This is a genomic window from Collimonas fungivorans Ter331 (assembly GCF_000221045.1).
Lineage (GTDB): Bacteria > Pseudomonadota > Gammaproteobacteria > Burkholderiales > Burkholderiaceae_D > Collimonas > Collimonas fungivorans_A.
The window spans coordinates 207,467-225,915 of sequence record NC_015856.1; the positions used below are offsets into that span (position 1 = coordinate 207,467).

At 62.1% G+C, this 18,449-nt stretch carries 18 protein-coding genes; 9 read left to right on the forward strand and 9 right to left on the reverse strand.

Annotation, left to right across the window (positions count from 1 at the left end):
* Positions 1 to 2: 2 nt before the first annotated feature.
* Positions 3 to 1,196, reverse strand: a complete 1,194-nt coding sequence (locus tag CFU_RS00865; RefSeq protein WP_041741031.1) for an MFS transporter — start codon at positions 1,194 to 1,196, stop codon at positions 3 to 5.
* A gap of 161 nt (positions 1,197 to 1,357) precedes the next feature.
* Between CFU_RS00865 and CFU_RS00870 the strand changes: the two genes are divergently transcribed.
* Positions 1,358 to 1,837 carry a DUF1348 family protein gene (locus CFU_RS00870; protein ID WP_014004166.1) on the forward strand — a complete coding sequence of 160 codons (480 nt, stop codon included), beginning with the start codon at positions 1,358 to 1,360 and terminating at the stop codon, positions 1,835 to 1,837.
* Positions 1,838 to 1,852: 15 nt separating this feature from the next.
* On the opposite strand, the gene CFU_RS00875 is transcribed toward CFU_RS00870, so the two are convergent.
* Entirely contained in the window at positions 1,853 to 2,125 is a 273-nt protein-coding gene (locus CFU_RS00875; protein WP_081466379.1) for a DUF2471 family protein, read from the reverse strand.
* Positions 2,126 to 2,326: 201 nt separating this feature from the next.
* Between CFU_RS00875 and CFU_RS00880 the strand changes: the two genes are divergently transcribed.
* A complete protein-coding gene (locus tag CFU_RS00880; protein ID WP_041741033.1) occupies positions 2,327 to 4,366 on the forward strand; it encodes a M3 family metallopeptidase in 2,040 nt (679 codons plus the stop codon).
* Between the two features lie 109 nt (positions 4,367 to 4,475).
* On the opposite strand, the gene CFU_RS00885 is transcribed toward CFU_RS00880, so the two are convergent.
* Positions 4,476 to 5,420 (reverse strand): S1/P1 nuclease, encoded by a 945-nt coding sequence (locus CFU_RS00885; RefSeq protein WP_014004169.1) that lies wholly within the window; start codon positions 5,418 to 5,420, stop codon positions 4,476 to 4,478.
* A 237-nt stretch (positions 5,421 to 5,657) separates the two neighbouring features.
* Here CFU_RS00885 and CFU_RS00890 point away from each other — a divergent pair, with 237 nt between their 5' ends.
* Together CFU_RS00890 and CFU_RS00895 are read left to right on the forward strand one after the other, a co-directional pair.
* On the forward strand, positions 5,658 to 6,320 hold the full coding sequence (locus CFU_RS00890) for an epoxyqueuosine reductase QueH (RefSeq protein WP_014004170.1): 663 nt from the start codon (positions 5,658 to 5,660) through the stop codon (positions 6,318 to 6,320).
* The gene (locus CFU_RS00895; protein WP_014004171.1) at positions 6,317 to 6,535 is read left to right on the forward strand and encodes a hypothetical protein; all 219 of its coding nucleotides are present in this window, start codon (positions 6,317 to 6,319) and stop codon (positions 6,533 to 6,535) included. Before CFU_RS00890 ends, CFU_RS00895 begins: the two co-directional genes overlap by 4 nt.
* A 19-nt stretch (positions 6,536 to 6,554) precedes the next feature.
* Here CFU_RS00895 and CFU_RS00900 read toward each other — a convergent pair whose 3' ends face one another.
* The 3 genes from CFU_RS00900 to CFU_RS00910 all read right to left on the reverse strand — a co-directional run bounded on the left by CFU_RS00900 (position 6,555) and on the right by CFU_RS00910 (position 8,657).
* The gene (locus CFU_RS00900) at positions 6,555 to 7,313 is read right to left on the reverse strand and encodes a molybdopterin-dependent oxidoreductase (protein WP_014004172.1); all 759 of its coding nucleotides are present in this window, start codon (positions 7,311 to 7,313) and stop codon (positions 6,555 to 6,557) included.
* On the reverse strand, positions 7,310 to 7,969 hold the full coding sequence (locus tag CFU_RS00905; RefSeq protein WP_014004173.1) for a cytochrome b/b6 domain-containing protein: 660 nt from the start codon (positions 7,967 to 7,969) through the stop codon (positions 7,310 to 7,312). The genes CFU_RS00900 and CFU_RS00905 overlap by 4 nt, the downstream gene beginning before the upstream one ends.
* Positions 7,970 to 8,033: 64 nt before the next feature.
* Entirely contained in the window at positions 8,034 to 8,657 is a 624-nt protein-coding gene (locus CFU_RS00910) for a hypothetical protein (protein ID WP_041741034.1), read from the reverse strand.
* Positions 8,658 to 8,804: 147 nt separating this feature from the next.
* Between CFU_RS00910 and CFU_RS00915 the strand changes: the two genes are divergently transcribed.
* Together CFU_RS00915 and CFU_RS00920 are read left to right on the forward strand one after the other, a co-directional pair.
* The gene (locus CFU_RS00915) at positions 8,805 to 9,485 is read left to right on the forward strand and encodes a heavy metal response regulator transcription factor (RefSeq protein ID WP_014004176.1); all 681 of its coding nucleotides are present in this window, start codon (positions 8,805 to 8,807) and stop codon (positions 9,483 to 9,485) included.
* Entirely contained in the window at positions 9,482 to 10,894 is a 1,413-nt protein-coding gene (locus CFU_RS00920; protein ID WP_014004177.1) for a heavy metal sensor histidine kinase, read from the forward strand. The genes CFU_RS00915 and CFU_RS00920 overlap by 4 nt, the downstream gene beginning before the upstream one ends.
* A gap of 26 nt (positions 10,895 to 10,920) precedes the next feature.
* Here CFU_RS00920 and phnD read toward each other — a convergent pair whose 3' ends face one another.
* Positions 10,921 to 11,880, reverse strand: a complete 960-nt coding sequence (gene phnD / locus CFU_RS00925) for a phosphate/phosphite/phosphonate ABC transporter substrate-binding protein (protein WP_050808435.1) — start codon at positions 11,878 to 11,880, stop codon at positions 10,921 to 10,923.
* A gap of 177 nt (positions 11,881 to 12,057) precedes the next feature.
* On the reverse strand, positions 12,058 to 13,371 hold the full coding sequence (locus tag CFU_RS00930; RefSeq protein WP_041741035.1) for an HAD family hydrolase: 1,314 nt from the start codon (positions 13,369 to 13,371) through the stop codon (positions 12,058 to 12,060).
* A 351-nt stretch (positions 13,372 to 13,722) separates the two neighbouring features.
* On the opposite strand from CFU_RS00930, the gene CFU_RS00935 reads away from it, so the two are divergent.
* A complete protein-coding gene (locus CFU_RS00935; protein ID WP_190275209.1) occupies positions 13,723 to 14,898 on the forward strand; it encodes a geranylgeranyl reductase family protein in 1,176 nt (391 codons plus the stop codon).
* A gap of 68 nt (positions 14,899 to 14,966) precedes the next feature.
* Here CFU_RS00935 and CFU_RS00940 read toward each other — a convergent pair whose 3' ends face one another.
* Complete coding sequence (locus CFU_RS00940; RefSeq protein ID WP_014004181.1) at positions 14,967 to 15,506, reverse strand: methylated-DNA--[protein]-cysteine S-methyltransferase; 540 nt, start codon at positions 15,504 to 15,506, stop codon at positions 14,967 to 14,969.
* Between the two features lie 221 nt (positions 15,507 to 15,727).
* Between CFU_RS00940 and CFU_RS00945 the strand changes: the two genes are divergently transcribed.
* Together CFU_RS00945 and CFU_RS00950 are read left to right on the forward strand one after the other, a co-directional pair.
* A complete protein-coding gene (locus CFU_RS00945) occupies positions 15,728 to 16,186 on the forward strand; it encodes a (2Fe-2S)-binding protein (protein ID WP_014004182.1) in 459 nt (152 codons plus the stop codon).
* A gap of 10 nt (positions 16,187 to 16,196) precedes the next feature.
* Positions 16,197 to 18,395: a xanthine dehydrogenase family protein molybdopterin-binding subunit gene (locus CFU_RS00950; RefSeq protein ID WP_014004183.1), complete on the forward strand. Its 2,199-nt coding sequence runs from the start codon at positions 16,197 to 16,199 to the stop codon at positions 18,393 to 18,395.
* Positions 18,396 to 18,449: the final 54 nt, after the last annotated feature.

The following is an 18,449-nucleotide window of genomic DNA, read 5'->3' on the forward strand; positions in this document are numbered from 1 at the left end:
TCCTAGTGCTGGGTGGCGGGCTCGGCTTTGCGTTCGGCCAGCAGCCAGATGACCAGGCCGGCCGCGCTCAGGCCGGCGCCTGTCATCGACACTCCGAACCAGCCGGCGTAGCCGTACATCGCGGTCGACAGCACCGAACCGCAGGCGCCGCCGATGAAGTAGCAAGTCATGTAGCCGGCGGTCAGGCGATTCCTCGAGTCCGGATGCAGGTGATTGATGACGCTCAGGTTGGTGACGTGGATCGCCTGCACCATCAGGTCCAGCAGCAGGATGCCGACGATCAGCCCCAGCAGCGAACTTTTGGCGAACAGCAGCGGCAGCCACGACAGCAACAGCAGCGCCAGGCCGACGGAAGTCGAACGGCCGGCGTGGCCGCGGTCCGCCAGCCGTCCGGCGTGCGAGGCCGCCATGGCGCCGGCGGCGCCGACCAGGCCGAACAAGCCGATGGTGCCGTCGGAATAATGGAAAGGCTCGGCCGCCAGCAAGAAGGAAATCGAAGTCCACAGTACGCTGAACACGGCGAAGATGATCGCACCCAGCAAGGCGCGGATACGCAATACCGGCTCCGCCACGAACAAGGTCAGGATCGACCCCAGCAAACGCGGATAGCTCATGCTTTGCGACTGGTGATGGCGCGGCAGGGCGCGTCCTAGCAGTACCGCCGTCACGATCATCAGCGCCGCGCCGAACCAGTAAACAGTCTGCCAGCCGCCCAGCGCCGACAGATAGCCGGCCACGGTGCGCGCCAGCAGGATGCCCAGCAGCAGTCCGGTCATCACGTGGCCGACCACCTTGCCGCGTTCCTGCGGCGCCGCCAGGGTCGCAGCAAACGGCACCAGCACCTGCGACACCACCGAAAACAGCCCGGTCAGCGCCGTCCCGATCAAGACGAACGCCATGCTTTGCGCAGTGGCGGTGATCAGCAGTCCGCAGGCGGACAGCAGGGTCATGATGACGATCAGTTTCTTCCGTTCCAGCATGTCTGCCAGCGGCACCAGCAGCATCAGGCCGAGCGCGTAACCGAGCTGGGCCACGGTGACGATCAGGCCGGCGCTGCCGTTGGAAATGTTGAAGCGGGCGGCGATGGTATGCAGCAGCGGCTGCGCGTAATAGTTGCTGGCCACCGCGACGCCGGTAGCGATCGACATCATGATCACCAGGCCGGGGCTGAGTTTTCCGGGTTGTGCTTGTTCCATCTTGAAGTGCCTTTGAAAATACAAGGCGACACTTTATCCCTTATCGCAGCGTTGCGCTTTGGCGCTTCGTAAACCGGCTGCCAGCAGGCTGGCGAAATATTGCGTAGAGTAGCAACCAGCGCCTGCCGCAGTCTTTCATCCATCGATCTAGGAGCATTACCATGAGTCAAGCCAGCGAAGCCCGTCCGCCGTTCCCGCCCTTCACCCGCGAGACGGCGGCGCAGAAGGTGAGGATGGCGGAAGACGGCTGGAACAGCCGCGATCCGCAGCGTGTGTCGCTGGCCTATACCGTCGACACCATCTGGCGCAACCGCCACGAATTTCCGCAAGGGCGGGAACAGGTCGTGCAGTTCCTGACCCGCAAATGGGAGCGTGAGCTGGATTACCGCCTGATCAAGGAATTGTGGGCCTTCGACGGCAACCGGATCGCCGTGCGTTTCGCTTATGAATGCCACGATGCCGCCGGCAACTGGTTTCGTTCCTATGGCAACGAGAATTGGGAGTTCGATGAAAACGGCCTGATGCATCGCCGCTTCGCCAGCATCAACGATTTGCCGATCAAGGAGTCGGAACGTAAATATCACTGGCCGCTGGGACGTCGTCCTGACGATCATCCAGGATTGAGCGACCTCGGCTTGTAATTTGAGCGGCGTTGCCTAGTGCGATCGCCTGTATTCGTTATAAATCAGCGAGAGCACTACCGGCACCCGGTTGGCGTTGCCGAAATTGACCGGATCGTCGGTGCGCGGGTAGGCCACCGGATAGGCGCGCAGCATGTTGATCTGCATCAGATCGACATCGTCCGCTTGCGTCAGGGCGGCGATCGCTTCGTTTTCGATCTGATGCATCAGTGACCAGGTCAGCAGGGTGTCGGCATTGCGATGGCGCGTCACGATGGCTGCGATTGCGGCTTTCAGTCTGGCAGTCATGGCGTCTAGCTCCGGTCTTCTGACAACAATCATCACATCTCTCCACGCAAATTATACTGTATGTATGTACAGTATAATTCAAGCCGCGAAATTACCCAATCGATACCCGATCGCTCACGGTCAACCAGTGCAGCGTTGCGTCGGGAATCCGCACGGCGCTATACAATAGCGTTCTCTCCATTAGCCAGGATGCTAGTTGCCATGACCGCCATCAATCCGCTGTTGCAAGACTGGAATACCCCGTACGGACTGCCGCCTTTCGACCTGGTCAAGGCTGAGCATTTCGTGCCTGCATTTGAAGTGGCGCTGCCAGCGCACCTGGCTGAGATCGATGCCATCGCGGCCCAGTCCGCCGCGCCGAATTTCGCCAATACGCTGGCAGCCTTCGACGCTTCTGGGCGCCTGAACAGCCGCATCAATCTGCTGTTCGAAAACCTGACCGCAAGCGAAACCTCGCCTGCCCTGCAGGCGGCGGAAGTCGAGCTGGCGCCGCGCCTGGCCGCGCACAAGAATGCGATCTACCTGCATGCCGGTTTGTTCGCGCGCATCGCTGCGTTGTACGCGCGCCGCGCCGAACTGGACCTGGATCCGGAACAGCTGCGCCTGCTGGAGCGCGTGCACCTGGATTTCGTGCGCGCCGGCGCCAACCTGCCGCCGCAATCGCGGGCGCGCTACAGCGCCTTGACCGAGCGGCTGGCAGCCTTGAGCACGGCGTTCACGCAAAACGTGCTGGCCGACGAATCCGGTTTTTCCGTGCAGCTGGAAGACGAAGCGGCGCTGGCCGGCTTGCCGCAATTCCTGCGCGCTTCAGCTGAGGCGGCGGCGCAGCAGCGCGGCTTGCCGCAAGGCAGCCATGTGATCACGCTGTCGCCCTCGCTGGCCGAACCGTTCCTGACATTTTCGGACCGGCGCGACCTGCGCGAAGCGGTCTGGCGCGGCCGGGTCGCGCGCGGCGCCCATGCCGGCGCCCACGACAATCGTCCGGTCGCCGCAGAAATCATGGCCTTGCGCCAGGAGCAGGCGCAGTTGCACGGTTATCCGACCTACGCCGACTATCAGCTGGTCGACCGCATGGCCGGCAAGCCTGAAGCGGTGTCGGCCTTGCTCGGCAAGGTATGGGAGCCGGCCAAGAAGAAGGCTGAGGACGACCGCGCCGCGCTGACCGACATGGCGCGCAGCCTGGGCCAGCCGACGCCGATCGCGGCCTGGGACTGGCGCTACCTGGCGGAGAAAGTCCGGCAGGCGCGCTACGACCTGGACGACGCCGAACTGAAGCCGTACTTCGCGCTGGAAAACATGATAACCGCCATGTTCGACTGCGCCCAGCGGCTGTTCGGCCTCAGTTTTGTCGAACAGCACGGCGTCGCCCTGCATCATGCCGACGCCCGCCTGTGGGAAGTGCGCAACCGCGACAATACGCTGATCGGGCTCTTTATCGGCGATAACTACGCGCGCGCCAGCAAGCGCAGCGGCGCCTGGATGCATATCTTCCGCAGCCAGTCCGGTCACGACGGCGGCACGCTGCCGGTGGTCATCAACAACAACAATTTCGCCAAGGCTGACGTCAGCCTGCTGAGTTTCGACGACGTGCGCACCCTGTTCCACGAGTTCGGCCACGGCTTGCACGGTTTGCTGTCGCAGGTGAAGTACGAGCGCCTGGCCGGCACTCAGGTGCTGCAGGATTACGTCGAACTGCCGTCGCAGATTTTCGAGAACTGGGCCGAGGAAGAAATCGTATTGCAACGCCACGCTCGCCATTACCAGAGCGGCGCGGCAATGCCGCCAGCCCTGCTGGAAAAGCTGAAGCGCGCGCGCCAGTTCGACCAGGCCTGGGCCACCATCATGTACGCCGGCCCGGCCCTGATCGACATGGCTTTGCACTCGCTGCCGAACGGCAGCAAGGTCGATATCGCTGCCTTCGAAGCGCAGCAGTGCGAGCTGCTGGGCGTGCCGCAGGATATCGGCCAGCGCCATCACCTGTCGCACTTCCAGCATCTGTTCAGCGGCTCGGATTATGCAGCCGGTTATTACGTGTACATGTGGGCAGAGGTGCTGGATGCCGATGCCTACGATGCCTTCATCGAAGCCGGCGACCCGTTCGAGCAGAAAATCGCCGAACGCCTGCAGCGTTACATCTACAGCTCAGGCAACAAGCAGGATCCAGCGCTGGCGTTCCGCGCCTTCCGCGGCCGCGATCCGAAGGTGGAGCCTATGCTGGCAAAACGCGGCTTGATTGCGTAGGGTGGGCAAGTTTTTCTGCCCACGCGGTGCCGCGGACATTCGTGTTGTGATACGTCCGCGTGGGCACAGGTGCCCACCCTACTCGTCGTGCGGCGACTAGGGGCGCATTTTATTTTTTCCCGGCAAACGGCGACAGCAAGATGGCGGAACCCGAGCTTGCGGACGCGCTGCCGCCCAAGGCATCGTTGAGAACCTTGGCCAGACGCACGCCTGCCCGGCTCAGCTGGGTGGCGACCACGCTGCCGGCGTTGCTGATATAAGTCGCCGGCAGCTTGTATTTTCCGCTTGAATCCGGCGTCGGCAGCTTGCCGTAGACATCGGTGCGGGCGATATCGAAGGCTTCCAGCGACCAGTCGCGCGGCGTCTGTTTCTGCCATTGCTTGACCTCGGCGCTGGTGATCTTGGCGATCAATGCCGCCGCCACCTTGTTCTGGTCGGTTCCCAGTTTGTTGACAAAAGCGGTATCCCAGTAGGCGTGCAGCTTGCCGGCCGCGATGCCGGTCGCCGATACCGTCTCGTCGTTGCCGCCGCGGTCGTGCGAATCGCTGGAATGCAGCGGCTGGTGCAGGTCGCCGACGAAGTGCAGCAGGAACTGCAGCGCCAGCAGGCGTTCCGCCGGCGTCGTGGCAGGATCGCGCAGTTCGATGGCGAACTGGTCGACCTTGTCGACCACGCAATCCTGCGCCACGCCGCCGGATGCCGGGGTATTGGCCGGCAAGCTAGGATGGCCGAAGCAGGCGGCGTCGATGTCGCCGTCGCTGATCTCGGTATCGACAAAATGCCAGGAAGCGGTTTCCCGGTGCGAATTGCGGTATTTGTCGGCCCAGGTTGCCTCAGATGCGATGTCGGTGGCGGTCAGGCCGCTGCTGTCGGCCGCGAGTATGGTTTCGACCTGCGCGCGCGTATTGGCTGTCAGGTAATGATCGGCGATCAGGCCGACCACCATGTGGCCTTCATCGCCCCAGGCCAGGGCGGCCGGGCTTGCCAACAGGAGAGGGGTGGAGCAGGCGGCGCTGCCGATCAAGGTGAGGAACAGCTGGCGGGTCAGTTTCATGGCGACTCCATTCAGGAAGGAAAAAGTTTCCGTTAGTGCAATTCATGCACCATTTGCCGCCCGAATATATGCCGCATTTATGACCGCGGCATGTCAGAAACACCTGTCAAGACGGACAGTTGGCAACTGTATGAATTTCGCTCATGCAAACTTGAGAGTTTGTCGCTTGACGCGGCGGGCCCGAATCGAGACACTCGGTAACAAGCGCTGCCTCGCCCTGGGTAGCCGCATTTCCTGATGCCGACCATGACCCAACGCCAGAAACTCGTCCTGCCGGGCGGGCACAATAAACTGCTCTTGCATTCCTGTTGCGCACCCTGCTCGGGCGAGGTGATGGAAGCCCTGATCGTCAGCGAAATCGATTTTTCGATCTATTTCTACAATCCCAACATCCATCCGCAACGCGAATACGAGTTGCGCAAGAATGAAAACATCCGCTTCGCCGAACAGCACGGCATACCGTTCATCGATGCCGATTACGACCTGGACAACTGGTTTGCGCGCGCCCAGGGCATGGAACACGAGCCGGAACGCGGCAAGCGCTGCACCATGTGCTTCGACATGCGGTTTGAACGCAGCGCGCTGTATGCGCATGAACATGGATTCCCGGTGATCAGCAGTTCGCTCGGCATTTCGCGCTGGAAGAACATGGAGCAGATCAACGATTGCGGCGCGCGCGCGGCGGCGCATTATCCCGGCGTCACCTACTGGGACCACAACTGGCGCAAGCAGGGCGGATCGGCGCGCATGATTGAAATCTCCAAGCGCGAGAATTTCTACCAGCAGGAATACTGTGGCTGCGTTTACTCGCTGCGCGACAGCAACCGCTGGCGCAAGGAGCAGGGACGCGAACGGATCAAGATCTGCGAGAAATTTTACGGCCAGGCGGAAGAGCAATGAGCGCCAACGCTAAGACGGCTGTCGAGCCTTGGCTGGCAGGAACCGCCGATCCAGACAACAAGCCCGCCTTGTTGAGCGCGGCCGACCGGCTGGCCAGCATGGAAAAACTGCTGGCCGCATTCATGCAGACGCTGGACCGGGATGAAGACGCCGGCGCACCGCATCTGATGGGGCAGCATCGCGGCTGCCCCTGCTGCAGCGAACGGGGCGAATGACCTGGTCTACGTAGGTGGCTTAAGACCCGCTGAACCAGTTGTATCCCTGGTCTTCCCAATACCCGCCCGGGTTTTCATTGGTGACGAAGATGGCGGCGATGTGCTTGGGATTCTTGAACCCCAGCTTGGTCGGCACCCGTAGCTTCAGCGGATAGCCGTACTCGGTCGGCAGCGGCTCCTGGCCGAAGTCCAGCGCCAGGATGGTCTGCGGATGCAAGGCAGTGGCCATGTCGATGCTGGAATAATAGCGGTCGGCGCATTTGAAGCCGACATACTTTGCCGTCGTATCGGCGCCGACATGGGCGAGGAAAGTGCGGAACGGCACGCCGCTCCACTGCCCGATGGCGCTCCAGCCTTCGATGCAGATGTGGCGCGTGATCTGCGACGCCTGCGGCAAAGCGCGCAGCTGCGCCAGGTTCCAGCTGCGCTTGTCGCGCACCAGGCCAGAGACTTCCAGCTTGTAGGTATCGCCGTCGATTTCCGGCGCCGAATCGGCGTCGTAGAACGCATTGAACGGGAACGGCTTGGTGATCATGCTGGCCGGATAAGTCGGCGCCAGGTGGCTGGGGCGGAACAGCATGCTCTGCACCCGGTCGTTCCAGCGCGACATCGCCCACAATACCTTGTCGACCTGGTCGCCATCCTGCAGGTTGCAGCCGGACAGCAGCGACAACGCGCCCAGCGACAGGCCGGAACGCAGGAACAGGCGGCGCTGCAGCTGCACCAGTTCAGGCTGCAGTTCGCGGTTTTTCGGCAAATCCTTTTTCTTGTCGCTCATGCCTGCTGCTCCTGTTTTTCGGTCTTGTCAGGGGAGTGGCGCGGCGCCCGCCCGGTCAGCATCGGCAGCAGGGTGCTCGGCACGATCAATACCAGCGCCAGGTGCACCGCCACGAATGCGACGATGCCGGCCATCGCGACAAAGTGCACGCGGCGTGCGGTATCGTAACCGCCAAACAGGTCGGCCAGGACGTCCAGCTGCACCGGTTTCCAGATCGACAGGCCGGACGCTACCACCAGCACCCCGAGCAGCAGTACGATTATGTACATCAGGCGTTGCACGGCGTTGTAGATGCCGGGCTGGTGCGCCAGCTTGAAAGTCAGCGCATCCGTGGCGTCGCGCAGCAGGTCGCGCGGCCGCAGCGGCAGGAAATGGCGGCGGAAATGACCGGCCAGCACGCCGTAGCCGATGTAGATCAAACCGTTTGCCACCAGCAGCCACATCGCCGCCAGGTGCCAGGCAATCGCGCCGCCCAGCCAGCCGCCGAGCGTGGCCCAGCGCGGGAAGTCGAAGCCGAACAGCGGCGAGGCGTTGTAGATCGTCCAGCCGCTCATCACCATGCAGACGATGGCGAAGGCATTGATCCAGTGGACTATGCGCACCAGCAGCGGATGGATGATGTGCGCACGGACGCGGGGTTGCTCAGCAGTGGCCATGAATGCACCTTGTCAAAAATCTTGTAGAAATCGCCGCGGACGGCCGGGCCGCCCGCAAACAGCATTACATCGGCGGGACTACGCCATTGATACCTACCGTGGCGCGGCCGACAACATCGCTGCCGTCGGCAGCCTTGCTGACGAAAAACACGCCATGCGCGCCAGCCACCAGCAGGCTGCGGTCACCCTTGTTGAGGCTGACGATTGGGACATCGGCCGGCACCACGATTTTCTTTTCGCCATCCGGATACTTGACCGTGATGGTGCGGCCGCTGGTCACCACCACGTCGCCCACGGTGCCGTTGGTCATGCTGCTCTTCTTGCCCAGGTCCCAGGCGTAGTGGCCTTCGCCAACCTTCATCCCGGCCGGGAACACATGCACTTCCAGCGCCTTCAGGCTGCCGTCAGGCAAAGGCACTGCAGCGCTGCCGATGAAACTGTCGGACTTGATGTCGGTGATCGCTGCATGGCTGACCGAGAACAGCATCAGGTCAGGCGCCAGTTTCAGGGTCTGTTTTTTGCCGGCCTTGGTGCTGACTTCGAGGCTGTCGGGATTGACCTTGTCGATGGTGGCGCGTACCCGCACCACCGGGGCAGCGGTTTGGGCGGCGGCGATGCTGCCATAAGCCATGAATGCGGATGCTGCCAATACAGGAACAAGCCGGCGCAGAAGTTGTGTGGTTTTCATGAAAACGGTCTCGGTGGTTGCTGGGAATCCCAGTCTAGGACCGGCGCAGTGTCTTATCGGTGACATATGAATGACAATATTGTCATTATTCGCGGCAAGCGAATTGATAGAATGGGGCATATTCCCACCATAAGTTCAAGCACAAGCATGTCTATCCTCGTCATCGAAGACGATCCCAAGACCGGCGCCTACCTCAAGAAAGGTTTGCGCGAATCCGGCTATGCGGTCGACCTGGTCCGCAACGGCAGCGACGGCCTGCACATGGCGCTGGAAAACAGCTACGACCTGGTGGTGCTGGACGTCATGCTGCCCGGCACCGACGGCTGGAAAATCATGGGCGCCCTGCGCGCCAAACGCGATCTGCCGGTGATCTTCCTGACCGCGCGCGACCACGTCAACGACCGCATACGCGGCCTCGAACTGGGCGCCGACGATTACCTGGTCAAGCCGTTTTCGTTCACCGAACTGCTGCTGCGCATCCGCACGCTGTTGCGGCGCGGCGTGGTGCGCGAATCGCACGAGCTGGATTTTTTCCAGGTGGCCGACCTGCAGCTCGACCTGCTGCGCCGCAAGGTCACGCGTCAAGGTACGGACATCGTGCTCACCAACAAGGAATTCCTGCTGCTGCACCTGCTGGTCAAGCGCAAGGGCGAGCCGCTGTCGCGCACCGTCATCGCATCGGAAGTGTGGGACATGAATTTCGACAGCGACACCAATGTAGTCGACGTCGCCATCAAGCGCCTGCGCGCCAAGATCGACAACCCCTTCGAGCATAAACTGATACACACGGTACGCAGCATCGGCTACATGTTTGCGGAAGATCCATGAACGCCTGGCGCAGGCAGTCGCTGACGGCGCGCGTGACTTTCCTGTTCGCGCTGATCGCCTGCGCGATCGTCGCCACCCTCGGCATGTACCTGTATTCGTCGACCCGGCAGGCGCTGGAAACCCGCGCCGATTATTCCCTGATCGGCAAGGTCGAGCATTTCCGCCACCTGCTGCACGACCTGTACAACGTCAAGCAGATGGAAGACAGTCCGACCTTGTTCGAAACCATGCTGGGCAGCGAACAGGATGTGCTGATATTCGCTTACCCGGGCCAGGCGCCGTTCGTGCGCGTCAATCCCGACCACATGACGCCGCCGCCGATGACGCCGCAAAGCCTGGACCAGCCGCTGACGCTGGCGCAGCTGCACGCTGGCGTGCGCGCCGACGGCGTGCGGGTGCGCTGGGTGTCGGCTTTGGCCGACGTCGGCGGCGACGGCACCCAGGTAGTGATTACCGGCGCCCATGTGATGACCCAGGAGTCGCACATCCTGGCGCGCTATTACTGGCAAGTGATCGGTGCGGCGGCAGTAGCGGTGCTGCTGGCGGCGCTGCTGGGCTTCCTGGTGCTCAAGCGCGGCTTCCTGCCGCTGACGGCGATGGCCTGCCGCGCCGCCGAAGTCAGCCCCACCAATATCGCGATACGCTTGCGGGAAGAAGACGCGCCGCACGAACTGCGGCGGCTGGCGGCGTCGTTCAATGCGATGCTGGACCGGCTGGCCGACGGCTACGAACACCTGTCGCAGTTTTCCGCCGACCTGGCGCACGAGATACGCACTCCGATCGGCGCCTTGATGGGGCAGACCCAGGTCACCCTGGGCCAGGTGCGCAACGCCGCCGAATACCAGCAGGTGCTGGAGTCGAACCTGGAAGAGCTGCAGCGCCTGAGCCGGATCGTCGAAAACATCCTGTTCCTGGCGCATGCCGACCATGCCGGGCTGGCGGTGGAAAAAACGCCGCTGGTGCTGGCCGACGAGCTGCACAAGATTGCCGATTATTTTGAAGGCGTGGCCGAAGAGCGCGGCATCCGGCTGGAAGTCGACGCCAGCGGCAAGGTCCAGGCCAGCCCGGTGATGTGGCGGCGCGCGGTCAGCAACCTGGTGGTGAACGCGGTGCGTTACGCGGCGCCCGGCAGCACGGTGCGGCTCAGCGGGCGGCCGCAGGCGCAAGGGATAGATGTGGCGGTGGAGAACCAGGGCGATCCGATTCCGCCGGAGCAGCTGGAACGCCTGTTCGACCGTTTTTACCGCGGCGACCAGTCGCGCAGCGAATATACCGAATCGAATGGCCTGGGGCTGGCCATCGTGCGCGCCATCATGCTGGTGCATGGCGGCAGCGCCGAGGTCGCCTGTTCGCGCGAAGGGCTGATCCGCTTCAGCCTGTATTTCCCGGAGGGAGCGGAAACAGTCTGAGAGCGCAGTCTGCGCAGAGGGTTGTTTTAGCGGATGCGCGCCATTTCCAGCGCCATGCTCAATTTGCCGAAGCGCGCAGTAATTTCTTCAAAAGCTTTTTGTTTTTGCGCCGTGCTCAGTTTGCTGTCGTACATGTTGTTGCGCAGCAGGCCGAACATGGTGAGGTCGGCGATCGGCTTCAGCTGGGCGTCGGTGGAATGCTGGAAACCGGACAGGTCGAGGATATTCTGCAGCACGTCGGGCTGGCTGGCAGGATTTTTCGGCTTGCCGTAGGTGACGAAGAAATCCTCGATCCTGGCTTTGGAAGCGGCCGGCAGGTCCTTGCGGTACAGCAGCGGATCGTTCGGGATCAAGGGCGACGACCAGACCACCCGCAATTTGCTGAACTGCTCGGGCGACTCTTTTTTCAGGCGCTCCAGCTCTTCGGTATTGTTGGTCGCGACGTCGACCTGGCCGGCGATCACCGCCTGCAGGTTCTTCTTGTGGTTGCCGACCGTAATATTCCTGAACAGCCGCTCCGGCTCCACCTTGTTCTTGGCGAAGGCATAGTAGGCCGGCACCAGGTAACCCGAAGTCGAACTCTTGTCGCCGTCGTAGAAACTGTAGACGCCCTTGTTGGCCAGGATGTCCTCGAACGATTTGATCGGGCTCTTGGCCGGCGTGATCAGCACCGAGTTGTAGCCGTGCGAACCGTCTTTCTTCACCATCTGCGCAAAGATGGTCGATTGGTTGTCTTCCACCGCTTCCAGCGCGATCTTGCTGCTCAGCCAGGCGACCTGGATGGTGTTCGATTTCAAGCCGGCCAGGATGTCGCTGTAGTTGGTGGAAACCACCGTGCGCACTTCCATTTTCGTATATTTGGCAAAATCGTCGATCACCGGCTGCCAGCGCTTCTGGGTATCTTCGGCGGTGGTGGTGGCGATCAGGCCGATGGTGATTTTGCGGGGAGCGTCGTCATCCTTGGCAAAAGCGCAGGACGCGAGCATGGAACACAATACAAGTGCGGTTTTCAGTAATCTCTTCATAAATGCCTATCTGCTTAGTGCGGGTGGTGATGGAAAACGGCTGCATCGGCCGCGCCAGGGCGGCGGCCGAGTGATTCGATATGGGGAGTGAGCGCAGGAGCCGGCTGCCTGCTTGCTGGCAGCCGGAGTGCAACGGATTTAACCGAGCAGCGTTTCGCCGGTCTTGCCGTACTTGATGCTGGCTTCCGACGGCATCCAGTTGCCGGTCAGCTCATTGCGGCCTTGCAGCAGGAAGCGCGGCGATTTGGCCGGGATCTGGTCGGCGGCCAGTTTGGAGAGGTCGCCGATCTTGCCCTTCTTCATGCGGTTGACGATCATGCCCAGCTGGGTGTCGGCGAAATCGCGCAGCATGTCATAGTCGCCGTCGCTGTCGCCGGCGACAAACACCGGACCGTAACCCTTGGCCGCGACCAGTTCTTTCTTGATGACTTCGGTTTTCCCCGGGCCCCAGTTGAGCGGCCAGCCAGCCTTGTAGCGGTTGACGAATACGCCGTTGGCGGTTTCCAGACGCAGCCCGAGCACGTGTTCGCGCTTGACGTTGTAGCCGTATTTGGGCGTCGTCGCAAACACCGCCACCACGTCTTCCAGCGAGGCGGAGCTGACGTAGACGTCGATCCCGCTCTGCTGCAGGGCGTCCATCAAGGTGGCAATCTCGGTGCACAGGCGGATCCCGTGGAAGTGCGTCACGCTGACGATGCCTGCCTGGCCCGGCTGCGCTGCCGGGCTGGTGTACTTGGTCTTGACCAGCCCCAGGCCGAGGTTGTGGTCGTTGGAGGCTTCGGCCAGTTGCTGCACTTCGGCTACCGACATATTTGTGAAGAAATAGATCACCCAGGGGTAACCGACATTCACGCCATAAGTCTCGTTGACGGCTTCGTACAGGTAATACAGCTTGGCGCGAAAATCCTGGAACTGGGCGGTCTCGCGGATTTCTTCCAGCTTCCTGCTGCCATTCAATTTTTCATAGTTGTCATACAGGTACTGGTAGTCGTCATCGATATCGCTGCAGATGGCTTCCAGGTCGACTGCCTTGCCGGCGGCGTTCTTGAAGTCGGCGGCGAACGGTCCGGCCGGCACGTTCTGGCGGATGATGGCGCCCATTTCCTGCGGGCTCAGCTTGAACGACAGGGTATTGATCTGGTACATGAGCAACGCCTCTTCGGTATCGTTCATGATGCTGGTGTTGTCCCAGTCGAATACCGCGTAGGGCCGGCGCTTGGGATTGTAGCCGGCGCTGCTGTTGCCGTTGCGCGCCAGCAGGGCTTGCAGCTGCTGATGGTTGCGCGTGCCCCACTTGGCGCGGTCGAGGGCCAGGCCGGCGGCCTTGCTGTCCTTGGCCAGCAGTTCCGACGGCAGCGCCGTCGCCGCCAGCCCCGCCACCAGGCCGCCGGTCAGCAGCGTGCGGCGTTTTTGCAGCATGGTGTTGTCTTCTGTTTTTTTAACGCTTTTCATGGATACTCCCTGTGCCGGTTGAAATATTGTCCCTGTTCCATACGTTTTTTTATCTGCCGCTTGAGCAGCCGAATACACTAGCATGTTTCTAATCGGAAACGTATATAAAAGATAAAGGAAAAGCTCTATCCGCCGCTCGCAAGAGGCATGCCTGCGCCTACCGGGATGTCGGTTTTCAGCTATGCTGGCGATTCCGCCGGACAGGATGAATTGCCATGGCCGGTCGTCGATCCAGACACGAGGCGCTGCTGATGAAATCGTCAAGAAGTCGAGCTGTAAGTCGAACTGCGAATCGGGCCGCAAATCATTGCTCCGGATTTGCCGGGCCGGATGGCCTGGGGCGGCGCTGCCATGTCTTTTGACGACACCGTGGCCGACGTGCTGGTGGTCGGCGCCGGGCCGGCCGGTTCGCACCTGGCTTACCTGCTGGCAGAGCAGGGTTTGCGGGTGACGATTATCGACAAGCAGGCTTTTCCGCGCGCCAAGGTATGCGGCGGCGGCCTGTCGCGTAAAGCGATGGACCTGCTCGGTTTCGACCTGGGGCCGGCGATGCACCGGGCGATAGGCGGCGCCATCCTCAATTACCGCAACCGCGACGCTATCCTCAAGGAAGTGGAGCCGATGGCGGCTTGCACCGTGGTGCGCAGCGAATTCGATCAATTGCTGCTTGACCGCGCCTGTGCCAAAGGCGTGCGTTTTCTGGCCGAAACCGCGTTTGTCGATGCTACCGAGGGGGCCGATGCAGTCAGCGTGACCACCAGCCGCGGTCTGTTGCGCTGCCGCTTGCTGCTGGCCGCCGATGGCGCCGCCAGCGCAGTGCGCAACAAGCTGTTCGGCAAGGACCTGGTGGCTTACGTGCCGGCCATGGAAGCCACGGTGTGGCCGGCGCCAGGAACGCTGGAGCGCTTTGGCGACCGCGCCCTGTTCGATTTCGACGGCATGCCGCGCGGCTACGGCTGGATTTTCCCCAAGCGCGATCACTTTAATGTGGGTGTGTACTCACCATTCGGCGGTACGGCGTTGCGCCAGCACCTGGACCGTTTCATCGCGGCATATGCCAGCTTGCAGCAGCCGTCGCGGGTCGAGTACCAGGGTTATGTCATTCCGCTGCAAAACCGCCGCCAGCTGTACCAGCGCGGCCGGGTCTGGCTGCTGGGAGACGCGGCCGGCCTGGCCGAAGCCTTGTTCGGCGAAGGCATTTATTTTGCGCTGAAGAGCGCAACCATCGCCGCCAAGGCGATTGCCGCCGACGGACTGCGCGCCGAATCGGCGCTGTACAGCCGCCTGCTGCGCCTTGAGTTGCTGCCCGAGCTGCGCGCCGCCGCATGGATGGCGCGCCTGATCTACCGTTTCCCGAAACTTGCTTTTTCCCACCTGGTGCTCAACCAGCAGATCAATCACGACTTTGCCGGCCTGATCAGCGGCCAGATGGGCTACCGCCATTGCCTGCTGAAAACCGCGCTCGGCTTGCCGCGCTGGCTGCTGCCGAGCAAGGCGCCCGGCAGCGCTGCCGATCATTCCCGTTGAATCAATTGAACAGGCCGGTGCCGATCGATATCAAGGCGCCGATCCCGTTTAACAAGCCGCATTAGATTTTAAAAGCCAGGCAGGCGCAGGCTTTCCGGATCGCCGGCTTCGGCGCGTTCATGGCCGAGCAGCCAGGCCTTGCGTTCCAGGCCGCCGGCAAAACCGGTCAGCTTGCCGTCGGCGCCCACCACCCGGTGGCAGGGCACGATGATGGCGATCGGGTTGGTGGCGTTGGCGCTGCCCACCGCACGGGCGGCGCCATTGTGCTCGCCCAGCTGCAGGGCGAGCTTGCCGTAGGTGGTCATCCGCGCCGGCGGAATCTGGCGCAATGCGGCCCATACGCGGTGCTGGAAGCTGGTGCCGTTGGTGGCGACCTCGATGTCTTTCAGCGCGTCCAGCTCGCCGGCGAAATATCGCTGCAGCGCCGGTTCCGCGCTGGACGGCGCGGTGGCGGCTTGCAAGTCGTAATGGCCGTAGTGAGTAGTCAGCAAGCTGCGCATGCGCGGCTCATAGTCTTCGAAATCCAGCGCGCGTACGCGGTCCTGGCTATCGGTGACCAGCAGGATGACGCCGATGGGCGATGCGATCCGGTGCAGGAATAAGTTCATGATGGTAATCTCGTCAGATAGTAGGGCATAGTTTAGCCGCAGCGGCGGCTCTGCGCACCCCGCTGCTTGCTTTCAAATTCGGTAAATATCAGTGTAACGGTGAAGTGGCTTTGTTTTTGATATTTTGCTGTTTATAGTAGGGAAGCAGCTCAGTGAAACAACCGTATGGCTGTATGAAACACGTATAAGAATCCCGCCCCAACCCTTTTGGAGAAATCGCAATGATGAGTCTTCAGGTGAACGGCCTTACCGTGGAAGTCGACGTCGCCGCGGATACCCCCTTGCTGTGGGTGCTGCGCGAAAATCTCAAGCTGACCGGCAGCAAATTCGGCTGCGGCATCGCTGCCTGCGGCGCCTGCACCGTGCATGTCGGCGGCAACGCGGTGCGCTCCTGTTCCTATCCTGTTTCCGCGGTCGGCCAGCAGGCGGTGACGACCATAGAAGCAGTCGCCGCCGATCCGGTCGGCAAGGCGGTGCAAGTGGCCTGGATCAAGCATGACGTGCCGCAATGCGGCTACTGCCAAAGCGGGCAGGTGATGACCGCGGTCGATTTCCTCAAGAAGAAACGCCATCCGAGCGAGGCTGAAGTGGTCGCCGCCATGGGCGGCAACCTGTGCCGCTGCGGCGCCTACCAGCGCATCAAGGCGGCGGTGCTGGACGCTTCCAAATCTTTGGCCTAAGGAGGTCGCCATGTCCCTAGAATCTCTTGTGGCCAATTCGCGGCCGCTGAAACAATCGCGCCGCAAATTCCTGAAGACTTCCGCCGTCGGCGGCGCCGGCCTGGTGCTGGGGTTTTTTATCCCGGGTCTGGGCCGTATCGCCGAGGCCCAGGCTGTCGCTCTCAAGATTTCCCAGCCTAACGCCTTCCTGCGGGTCGGCGCCGACAACAGCGTGGTGGTGCAGGTGTCCAAGGCAGATATCGGCCAGGGCACGCTGACCGCGCTGCCGATGCTGCTGGCAGAGGAACTCGATTGCGACTGGAGCAATGTGCGGGCCGAACTGGCGAAGGGCGAGGATGTTTTCCGCGATCCTGTATTCGGCATGCAGATGGTCGGCGGCTCCACCAGCGTCGCCCACAGTTTCCAGCAATACCGCGAGGTCGGCGCCCGTGCGCGCAGCATGCTGGTGGCTGCCGCCGCCAGCGAATGGAAGGTCGATCCGGCCAGCTGCAAGACCGCCAAAGGCGTCATCACCGGCCCGCGCGGCCAGCGCCTGAGCTACGGTTCGGTCGCCAATGCGGCGATGCTGTTGCCGGTGCCGGACAAGGTGCAGTTGAAGGATCCCAAGCAGTTCACCATCATCGGCAAGGCGACGCCGCGGCTGGATACGGCCGCCAAATCCAGCGGCCAGCAGAAATTCGGCATCGATCTCGACCTGCCGGGCATGAAAGTGGCGATGCTGGCCAGGGCCGTGCCGTGGGGCGCCAAGATCGGCAAGCTCGATGACAGCGCGGCCAAGGCGATCCCCGGGGTGCGCAAGATATTCACGATTCCGGGCATCCGCGGCGGCCAGAGCGTGGTGGTGGTGGCGGACGGCTACTGGATCGCCAAGAAAGCGCGCGATGCGCTGAACATCGAATGGGATGTGAGCGGCGTCGAGCAACCCAGTTCGGAACAGCTGTTCGCCAGCTACCGGGAAGCGGTGATGAAACCCGGCACGCCGGCAACCAAGGCCGATGTCTCGGCGCTGGCCGCTTCGCCCAAAATCATCGACGCCATCTTCGAGTTTCCCTATCTGGCGCATGCGCCGATGGAGCCGCTCAACATGACGCTGCATTTCAGCGGCGACGCCTGCACGGTATGGGCCGGCTCGCAGTTCCAGTCAAACGACAGGGAAGCGATCGCCAAGGTGCTGGGCCTGGCGCCGGCCAAGGTCGAATTCAACACCATGATGTCGGGTGGCGCGTTTGGCCGGCGCGCCTTGCCGGAATCCGAGAATGCGGTGGAGGCCGCGTATGTGGCCAAGGCCATGCGCGGCACGCCGGTCAAGATCATGTATGCGCGCGAGGACGATATCAAGGGAGGATATTACCGGCCGATGCATGTGCACCGGGTGCGCATCGGTTACGACGCGCATGGCAAGATCGCTGCCTGGGAGCACGTGATCGCCGGCCAGTCGATCCTCGGCGGCAGTCCGTTCGAATCGTCCATGGTCAAGGACGGCGTCGACAGCACCATGACTGAAGGGGTGCTGGAGTCGCACTATGCAATTCCGAACCTGGCGCTGTCGGTGCACAACATGAAGGCCAATGTGCCGGTGCTGTGGTACCGCTCGGTGGGCCATAGCCATAATGCGTTTGTGATGGAAACCCTGGTCGATGAAATCGCCAGGTCGGTCGGCCGCGATCCGGTCGAATACCGGGCCAGCCTGTTCGACAAGTCGGCCAAGCGCAGCAAGCAGGCGCTGGAACTGGCGGTGGCCCGCTCCGGCTACGGCAAGCGCAAGCTGCCGGCCGGCCAGGCCTGGGGCGTCGCCGTGCATCACGGCTTCAATACCTCGATTGCCTATGTGGTGGAAGTGTCGCTGAAAGACGGCAAGCCGCAAGTGCATCGGGTGACCGCCGGCGTCCATTGCAACATGGCGATCAATCCGCGCACCATCGAAGCGCAGATCCAGGGCGGCGTGGTGTTCGGCATCTCCACCACCTTGCCCGGCAATGAGATCACCTTGAAAAACGGCGTGGTGCAGCAATCCAATTTTTCCGATTACACGCCGGCGTACATGGCCAGCTGTCCGCAGGTCGACATCCATGTGGTGCCCAGCGCCGATGCCCCGACCGGGGTCGGCGAGCCCCCGGTGCCGCCGATTGCGCCCGCCATCGCCAATGCCGTCGCCGCCTTGACCGGCAAGCGATTGCGCAAATTGCCGTTCGATGCCGTCAAGGCTTAGGGAAAACCTGGGCCGCCTGTTGTAAAAACCTGACGCGAGGAAATCATGGACATG

Coding starts and splice junctions, on each gene's coding strand:
- CFU_RS00865 (WP_041741031.1), bottom strand. CDS start 1,196: ATGGAACAAGCACAACCCGGAAAACTCAGCCCCGGCCTGGTGATCATG.
- CFU_RS00870 (WP_014004166.1), top strand. CDS start 1,358: ATGAGTCAAGCCAGCGAAGCCCGTCCGCCGTTCCCGCCCTTCACCCGC.
- CFU_RS00875 (WP_081466379.1), bottom strand. CDS start 2,125: ATGACTGCCAGACTGAAAGCCGCAATCGCAGCCATCGTGACGCGCCAT.
- CFU_RS00880 (WP_041741033.1), top strand. CDS start 2,327: ATGACCGCCATCAATCCGCTGTTGCAAGACTGGAATACCCCGTACGGA.
- CFU_RS00885 (WP_014004169.1), bottom strand. CDS start 5,420: ATGAAACTGACCCGCCAGCTGTTCCTCACCTTGATCGGCAGCGCCGCC.
- CFU_RS00890 (WP_014004170.1), top strand. CDS start 5,658: ATGCCGACCATGACCCAACGCCAGAAACTCGTCCTGCCGGGCGGGCAC.
- CFU_RS00895 (WP_014004171.1), top strand. CDS start 6,317: ATGAGCGCCAACGCTAAGACGGCTGTCGAGCCTTGGCTGGCAGGAACC.
- CFU_RS00900 (WP_014004172.1), bottom strand. CDS start 7,313: ATGAGCGACAAGAAAAAGGATTTGCCGAAAAACCGCGAACTGCAGCCT.
- CFU_RS00905 (WP_014004173.1), bottom strand. CDS start 7,969: ATGGCCACTGCTGAGCAACCCCGCGTCCGTGCGCACATCATCCATCCG.
- CFU_RS00910 (WP_041741034.1), bottom strand. CDS start 8,657: ATGAAAACCACACAACTTCTGCGCCGGCTTGTTCCTGTATTGGCAGCA.
- CFU_RS00915 (WP_014004176.1), top strand. CDS start 8,805: ATGTCTATCCTCGTCATCGAAGACGATCCCAAGACCGGCGCCTACCTC.
- CFU_RS00920 (WP_014004177.1), top strand. CDS start 9,482: ATGAACGCCTGGCGCAGGCAGTCGCTGACGGCGCGCGTGACTTTCCTG.
- phnD (WP_050808435.1), bottom strand. CDS start 11,880: ATGCTCGCGTCCTGCGCTTTTGCCAAGGATGACGACGCTCCCCGCAAA.
- CFU_RS00930 (WP_041741035.1), bottom strand. CDS start 13,371: ATGAAAAGCGTTAAAAAAACAGAAGACAACACCATGCTGCAAAAACGC.
- CFU_RS00935 (WP_190275209.1), top strand. CDS start 13,723: ATGTCTTTTGACGACACCGTGGCCGACGTGCTGGTGGTCGGCGCCGGG.
- CFU_RS00940 (WP_014004181.1), bottom strand. CDS start 15,506: ATGAACTTATTCCTGCACCGGATCGCATCGCCCATCGGCGTCATCCTG.
- CFU_RS00945 (WP_014004182.1), top strand. CDS start 15,728: ATGATGAGTCTTCAGGTGAACGGCCTTACCGTGGAAGTCGACGTCGCC.
- CFU_RS00950 (WP_014004183.1), top strand. CDS start 16,197: ATGTCCCTAGAATCTCTTGTGGCCAATTCGCGGCCGCTGAAACAATCG.